Source organism: Streptodolium elevatio (assembly GCF_053592165.1).
Window position 1 is genome coordinate 1 of the sequence record NZ_JBSFVE010000087.1, and the last position, 1,123, is coordinate 1,123.

A 1,123-nucleotide genomic window follows, 5' to 3' on the forward strand; every position below is an offset into this window, starting at 1 on the left:
GTTAAATATCACAGTTTTTCTAATGAACTTATTTGCTGGTGGAATTACATTAACAGTAACATTTATTATTTTTGGAATTGGTTCTTGGTTTATTAGTTCCAAAATTACGAAGGGAGGTGATTGATTTTGCCAATATTAAACTTTATCAACCAAACAAATGATCCGCCAGAAGTTGGTAGTGTTCAAAGCTATTTTCCAGATGGAAATGATGCTCAAATAATGGAAAGTTTGCTTGGTGATAATAATGAATGGGTTTCAGCTCGTGCAGCATTAAGAAATTCAGACTTATTTTCTATTATCTTGCAACTATCTAGTGATTTAGCAATAGTTAAAATCAATGCTGAAAAGAAAAAGAATCAAGGAATCATTGATAATCCAAGTACTAATGCTAATAAACATGGATTTTGGCAATCAATGTTTGCACAGTTGCTTTTAGGAGGCGAAGCATTCGCTTATCGTTGGAGAAATGCTAATGGCGCTGATATGAAATGGGAATATTTAAGGCCATCTCAAGTAAATACTTATTATTTCGAGTATGAAAACGGAATGTATTATAACATCACTTTTGATGACCCTAAGATAGAGCCTATTTTACAAGCTCCACAGAGCGATTTGATTCATATGAAACTACTATCAATTGATGGTGGTAAAACTGGAATTAGTCCACTTTACTCTTTGAGGCGTGAATCAAAAATCCAAAGAGCCTCTGATAGATTAACAATTAGTTCATTGAATAGTTCATTAAATGTTCCTGGTGTACTTACTGTTAAAGGTGGTGGGCTTCTTAGTGATAACGATAAAGCATCTCGTTCTCGTTCGTTTATGAAACGTTCAAGAAGTGGTGGTCCTGTAGTATTAGATGACCTTGAAGAATTTACTGCACTAGAAATTAAATCAAATGTAGCTCAATTATTATCACAAACAGATTGGACTTCTAAGCAATATGCCAAAGTATATGGGCTTCCTGACAGCTATATTGGTGGACAAGGTGACCAACAATCCTCAATTCAACAAATAAGTGGAATGTATGCAAGTGCATTAAATCGCTATTTAAGACCTGCTATAAGTGAATTGGAGTATAAGTTAAGCGACCACATAAGCGTTAACATGAGACCAGCTATTG

General features: G+C 34.4%; 2 protein-coding genes. Both read left to right on the forward strand.

Annotated elements, in window-relative coordinates:
• Positions 1–22 precede the first annotated feature (22 nt).
• Positions 23–124, forward strand: a complete 102-nt coding sequence (locus tag ACWD12_RS41110; protein WP_450103969.1) for a hypothetical protein — start codon at positions 23–25, stop codon at positions 122–124.
• Positions 121–1,123, forward strand: a 1,003-nt coding sequence (locus tag ACWD12_RS41115; protein WP_450103968.1) for a phage portal protein, incomplete at its 3' end; no start/stop codon positions are given. The genes ACWD12_RS41110 and ACWD12_RS41115, both read left to right, overlap by 4 nt.

Excerpts from the sequence above, each read along its gene's own strand:
- ACWD12_RS41110 (WP_450103969.1), top strand. The coding sequence starts at position 23 with ATGAACTTATTTGCTGGTGGAATTACATTAACAGTAACATTTATTATT.